This is a genomic window from Paraburkholderia silvatlantica (genome assembly GCF_003096715.1).
Lineage (GTDB): Bacteria > Pseudomonadota > Gammaproteobacteria > Burkholderiales > Burkholderiaceae > Paraburkholderia > Paraburkholderia silvatlantica.
In genome coordinates, this window is record NZ_QEOL01000057.1 from 1 (window position 1) to 5551 (window position 5551).

At 53.5% G+C, this 5551-nt stretch carries 4 protein-coding genes, 2 pseudogenes and 1 other annotated feature; of the genes and pseudogenes, 5 read left to right on the forward strand and 1 reads right to left on the reverse strand.

The window, feature by feature from the left end; genetic code table 11:
* The first annotated feature begins 291 nt into the window (after positions 1–291).
* The 5 genes and pseudogenes from C7411_RS36620 to C7411_RS36635 all read left to right on the forward strand — a co-directional run.
* Positions 292–1011 (forward strand): TylF/MycF/NovP-related O-methyltransferase, encoded by a 720-nt coding sequence (locus C7411_RS36620; RefSeq protein ID WP_110389019.1) that lies wholly within the window; start codon positions 292–294, stop codon positions 1009–1011.
* A gap of 128 nt (positions 1012–1139) precedes the next feature.
* Positions 1140–1590: pseudogene (locus tag C7411_RS38560) on the forward strand (IS3 family transposase); the annotation flags it as partial.
* Positions 1430–1546, forward strand: a sequence feature (AL1L pseudoknot). Its footprint overlaps the pseudogene before it by 117 nt.
* 167 nt (positions 1591–1757) lie before the next feature.
* Positions 1758–2774 (forward strand): acyltransferase family protein, encoded by a 1017-nt coding sequence (locus C7411_RS36625; RefSeq protein WP_110389020.1) that lies wholly within the window; start codon positions 1758–1760, stop codon positions 2772–2774.
* 145 nt (positions 2775–2919) lie between these two features.
* Complete coding sequence (locus C7411_RS36630) at positions 2920–3996, forward strand: acyltransferase family protein (RefSeq protein WP_110389021.1); 1077 nt, start codon at positions 2920–2922, stop codon at positions 3994–3996.
* A gap of 104 nt (positions 3997–4100) precedes the next feature.
* Positions 4101–4242 (forward strand): annotated as a pseudogene (locus C7411_RS36635) (integrase core domain-containing protein); the annotation flags it as partial.
* A 73-nt stretch (positions 4243–4315) separates the two neighbouring features.
* On the opposite strand, the gene C7411_RS36640 reads toward C7411_RS36635, so the two are convergent.
* Entirely contained in the window at positions 4316–5086 is a 771-nt protein-coding gene (locus C7411_RS36640) for a class I SAM-dependent methyltransferase (RefSeq protein WP_110389022.1), read from the reverse strand.
* Positions 5087–5551: the final 465 nt, after the last annotated feature.

Sequence of the window (5551 nt, forward strand, 5' to 3'; positions counted from 1 at the left end):
ATTCTGGCAGTTAACAACCCCAATCACGCATGTTCATTGCTCAATGCGCTTTAGGACAAACGTCTGCTACTGCGCCACTTGTGTATAACGAGATGGGCTTAAGGCGCCTGGCACATAGTGCGTTTCGAGCTACAGAGACTCAGGCGCCAAGTTCAGAGCTAGTATATGAATTAGTGTACGGGTGCGAAACTTGCACATCACATACGCGGTATATGGCACGTGTAGTTCTTGGGGCTGGATGTTAGGCAGTTCGGGAATAATCATTCGACTTTCTACGCATTGGGAGTTGTAATGGCGCAAAGCACCGTAGCAGACGTAAGTTGGCCAGAGTTGCTTATCTCAAGAGCTCCGCAAAAATACACGGAAAACATCGAAAAATATCGCGCGCGCGGCGGGATCCTTGATCCGCAGACGGATATCTTGAAGTTCTCCCACAACGACCGGGCAAGGTTCTTCGCGTTCTGCCTAATCATAGATCAACTCGCGAAGGACGATATCGGCGGTGACTTTGCGGAACTGGGCGTGTTCAAAGGCAACTCGGCGCAATTCCTGGCGGCGATTGCGCGCCGGCTTGGCCGCACGACCTATCTGCTGGACACGTTTGAAGGGTTTGATGCGAAGGATCTTTCCGCAGACGAATCGCAACTGAATGGGGCGTTTGCTGATACTAGCCTTGACGCCGTGCGTGCAAAAGTCGGCGACGAACAAACCATTTTCATTAAGGGTCGCTTCCCTGATACCGCTGCGCAACTCCCCGCCGATGGTAAGTATTCGCTCGTACATATCGATTGCGACCTTGGCGAACCAGTGGCTGCCGGACTCCATTATTTTTATCCTCGTGTGCGGCCCGGTGGCTTCATTATCGTGTACGATTACAATAGCCTGTATTGGGATGGGGCTGAAATGGCTGTCGATCGGTTCTTTGCAGATAAACCTGAAAGTATTGTTCCGTTGCCGGATCTTTGCGGCTCGGTTGTCGTGCGGAAGAATAAACAAACTTATTACGATTGAGAGCGGCCAACACAACCTGGTCAATGCGTCGCAGCCACTGCGTCCTAGGCCATCGCAAGATGCAAATCGCCGACAAACCGAACCGCACTGGATTTTGTGGAGGCTCGCGTTCTTAAGAGAATCGAGGCATGAATAAGACGGTAATCAAGTTTTCCCTCGGAAGTCCGGGAGCGCGCAGTGCGTCTGATACGCGAGCATCGTAGCGAACATCCGTTGATGTGAGTGGTGGTCGGATCTATTGAACGATGATCGACTGTACGCCGCAGACGCTGCTGGATTAGGTCAAGCACGACACGAGGTCGAGTGTGGCGAACGCGATGGTGTAAGAGGTGTAAGCGCCCAGAGCGAGAACGCATCAAGGCGCTGGAGCGTGAGGTCGAGAAGCTGTGGCGTACCGCCGAGCCTCTCAAGGCTGGAGAGCGTTTTTCCGCCCAAGCGGAACCGGACCACTGGTTGAAGCCCTGAAGGCCTTCGTCAATCAGCGTCGCGACCCCTCGGGGGTGAACCGATCTGGAAGTTCTTACCGATTGCCCGTCGGGCTGCCGATACCACGCTGCCTGGCTTCACGATCCGTCAAAACGGTGGGCCCGTACGCATACTTTCGCAATCAGGTTAAATGCTACCGACTCGAATCCTACAATCCGATCTGGAAGCCGACGCACTTGCTCATGGCGACGTACCGGTACTAGGGCGTGAGTCGCGGTAAGATACGGTCCTTACGAACCTACCAAAGGTTGTCGGGAGCCATGAGAGAGAGCAACAAGCTGTATTCAATCCACTTCTTGCGCTTTATCGCGGCAGCCGCGGTCGTCGTCCATCATGTCATCGCGCGATATCAACCTAAGCTGATAGTCGGCGCGGCTGGCGTTGACATCTTCTTCATCATCAGCGGGCTCGTAATCGGGTTGGCGATGCTGTCCGGTGAAGACCCGGATGTATTCTCCATTCGTCGTCTTATCCGCATTTACCCGATATATTGGATCGCAACTATTGTCTACGTTGCATTCAGAATGTGGGCTTGGGCCCAATTGCCATCGCCAATTGAAGCGCTAGGATCCCTGGTTATATTTCCGGTTTTCGGTGCTGCGTGGCATCCGATATATTGGCCAGCGTGGACCCTCGAGTATGAAATTTCCTTCTATGCCCTTGCAGCTATTTTGATAGCATTAGCACGATCCAAAGCTGCCTATTTCTGCATTCTGATACTTGTTTGTGTATCGCTTTTACGTATTCATATTCCAGATTCTCGACCATCTGAAGAGTTTAATTTCTCACGATTCCAGGAATTCGCGGCTGGCATTGCTCTGGCATTCGCCGTCAAGAATCGTATTACAGTGGGAAAGCACATCGGAGCGGTGCTTATTGCCGTCGCTATCGCATTGTTTTATGTGAACCGGGAACTTCATTTCTTCATTCAAGTAATTGGGTGGGGAATCCCATCGGTTATGGCGACCGTTGGAGTTATGGCATTCGAAGATGTTCCATTTTTCCGTAGCGGGATATTTAAAATTGGCGGCGATGCGAGCTATGCTATCTACCTATTCCATGTGACGACGATCGAATTCATCGCCGTGATTTTCTTTAAGGCTGGATTCAATCCAGACACATTTGGGGCGGGTGTCGCAGTTGCGTACTCAATTTTCTGTATTGCAGCGGCACTAGCTGTCGGAGTGCTAGCCCATATGTGGATTGAGAGGCCAGTGCTTGCATATCTGCGCGGCAAGTACATCCGACGATTTGAGCTTTTGCAACAACCCGGATGAGATCAATCTGTGGAGTTTGGCCTACTTGCGCAGCAACAAGTTGCTGATCTGCAAGCCTAGCTTGAAATGCCACCCGAACTTGTCGATACTGAGCAGACGGGCTCGTAGAACGGTCGCTCGCCCTGCCTGAACGCACATTCCCGTGATGAGAGACCACGAAAAACTCAATTCTGTTCATTGCATGCGGTTCTTAGCCGCCGCAGCGGTTGTGGTGCATCACGTCACGACGGGCCTTGGCAACAGGAGTGTGATGGTCGGCGCTGCGGGCGTCGATGTGTTCTTCATCATCAGCGGCATTGTCATCGGACTTGCATTGATCAAAGAGGAAGGCGCCTATGCCTTCGCGGTCAAGCGCGTCATACGTGTAATGCCGATGTACTGGCTAGCTACCGCAATATATGCCTTTTTCCGCTTCGGGGTATGGGGAGAGCAACCGCCACTTGATCTCGTCTGGCGATCTCTCCTGCTGATTCCTCACTTCGGGACGAATTGGAACCCGATCTACTTCCCAGCGTGGACGCTGACGTTTGAGATGCTGTTTTATGTGGTTGCGACAGTCGCGCTCCTCATATACCGGCATCATGCTTTCGCAACATGTTTGGTCCTTTTCCTCGCGATCGGCGTGTTGCGTATCGCGGTCCCCGGCTCAACAACAGGCGCGATCTTCTCAACAGGGATTTGTCTTGAATTCTGTGCCGGTATGCTAATTGCCCAGCTTATCGCCAAAGAGATCTTGCCTAGACGGCAGTTCGGAACGATATGCATCTTAGTGGCACTTGGGCTACTGTGGAAATTTCAGAGTGCAGTAGTAATCATCCGAGAGGATCCGCTGGCTTTCCACCTTGCGCGTCCACTAGAACTCGGCATCCCTGCCGCGCTCCTCGTATGGGGAGTCCTCTCCTTCGAGGATTCACCTGTATTTCAGGGGAGGTTTCTGCAACTCGGCGGGGCGGCCAGCTACAGCATCTATCTTACGCACATCATCACGATCGACTTCACTCGTGACCGCCTGGCTCGGTGGGGAGTGCAGGCAATGGAACACGCCGCGTCGATGACCTGCATGCTCGTTGCCTTGTCCCTCATCGTCGGCATAGCTGTCCATAGGTACGTAGAGCTCCCCCTCCTCAACTGGCTCAAGAATGCCCTTCTTTCGCACCGTAGCGACGATCATCAGCATGTCAGTGTAAGCCTTTCAGCCGAGCCAATTGATACGCCGCACTGAGGCGCGAGTTAAGCTGGACTGTGCTCCAGGCGCGAAGATAGACAACCTGTTCGCCGAGAGCGCGCTGCGCGGTGTAGCGGTCGTGAAACCTGTTGAACCGCCGCCTGCCCAACCCGGACACCGCTACCGTTGCACGCAACTTGGCCATCGCGTTCGAGCATTACAACGAGAAGCATCCCCATAGCGCTGAATTACCGCTCGCCCCGCAAGTTCCGGCGCGCGATCGATTCAGCAGCCTTAGTGTGACGCTGCGTCCGGAATTACAGGGGCAACTCCATGCCGGTAGCACGAGTGCCTAAGCTCAATGACAACACGGCACCTAGCCGTGTTTGGCGAGGAATACAAGCTGGTTGGTTCTCAGGACCTCTTCTGCGTAGATCTCTCGAAGATCGTCCGGGATTTTGTAATCATCGTAAGTCCGGTGTTCCCTTATGATCTCAAGGCCCGTTTGCCGAGCGGCTCTAACGATCTGATTTGCCGTTGCTCTGTTCAGATTTTCGAACATACACCACAGATCGTGAGCCTGTGCTTCGTCGCCGACGCGTCTCCTTAGTTCGTTAGAATACACGTCGTGCTGGATCAGGAGGTGGGACCAAGGAGTGGGTATCCAATGCTGAAAGTGAGAACCGAACGCAGAGAAGTACAAAGGGGTAGTCTGCATGAACAACACGCCGTTTGGCCGCAATACTCGCTTCATCTTGGCGAAACAGTCCGCGATCAGGTCGTGCTGCACATGTTCAAACACAGACCAGCTATAGACGACATCAAACATCCCGAGATCATCCAAGGGAGTATCCTGCTCAACCTGCTTCAACAACAAGTTATCCGGTTCTGCGGCAAGATCAATGTACTTCCTGGCATTAGGGATCGTGTTCCATATTTTGGGAAGAATATCCACTCCGACGACCCGGCGAGGACGGTGATGTAGCGCGACCCCGAGCGTTGTGGCACCTTCTCCGCACCCAAAATCCAGTACGTCTTTGTCCGCGAGCCCGCCGTATTGCTGCGTCCAATCAGCAAGTACGCGGGGAACATCGATAAACTCGGCTCGGAATGTCGAATTTTGAATACCAGATAGCTCTGTAGTCATTTTGACTCCGGACTGGACAGCAGGATGGGGACTTCAAGGGGGCAGTATAGTATGGCCGCCTCGCCTATCGTTAAAGCGCAGGTTGCTGACACCATATCGGCGCTCCTTCAGATCGTCGGAGGCATCCTGCGATGCGGGCTATCAAGGTTTGTTCATAGCGGACTATCACGCGCCAGTCACCGCGCCGAGCGAGACGCACGGGATATTCCCTGGAGTCGGCTCGTCACCGACTGCAGGATCATGGTCAAGCCTCGAATTTGACCGACGCGCATGCATACACGGGCCGGAACGAATTTCAAGACTCTGCGCAGAAGTGGGACAAGGTTTCTTCGACGATCGGCTGAGGAAGCGCGGCAACAGCCCATAAGACCCAGCCCTTTCAAGGTCTTGATCAAGATGTCCCGCCTTTAGCGCGTTTAAGCAGGCGAGCGGTACTGTGATGGGCACGGGCTACCGCGCCTTCGA

Excerpts from the sequence above, each read along its gene's own strand:
- C7411_RS36620 (WP_110389019.1), top strand. The coding sequence starts at position 292 with ATGGCGCAAAGCACCGTAGCAGACGTAAGTTGGCCAGAGTTGCTTATC.
- C7411_RS36625 (WP_110389020.1), top strand. The coding sequence starts at position 1,758 with ATGAGAGAGAGCAACAAGCTGTATTCAATCCACTTCTTGCGCTTTATC.
- C7411_RS36630 (WP_110389021.1), top strand. The coding sequence starts at position 2,920 with ATGAGAGACCACGAAAAACTCAATTCTGTTCATTGCATGCGGTTCTTA.
- C7411_RS36640 (WP_110389022.1), bottom strand. The coding sequence starts at position 5,086 with ATGACTACAGAGCTATCTGGTATTCAAAATTCGACATTCCGAGCCGAG.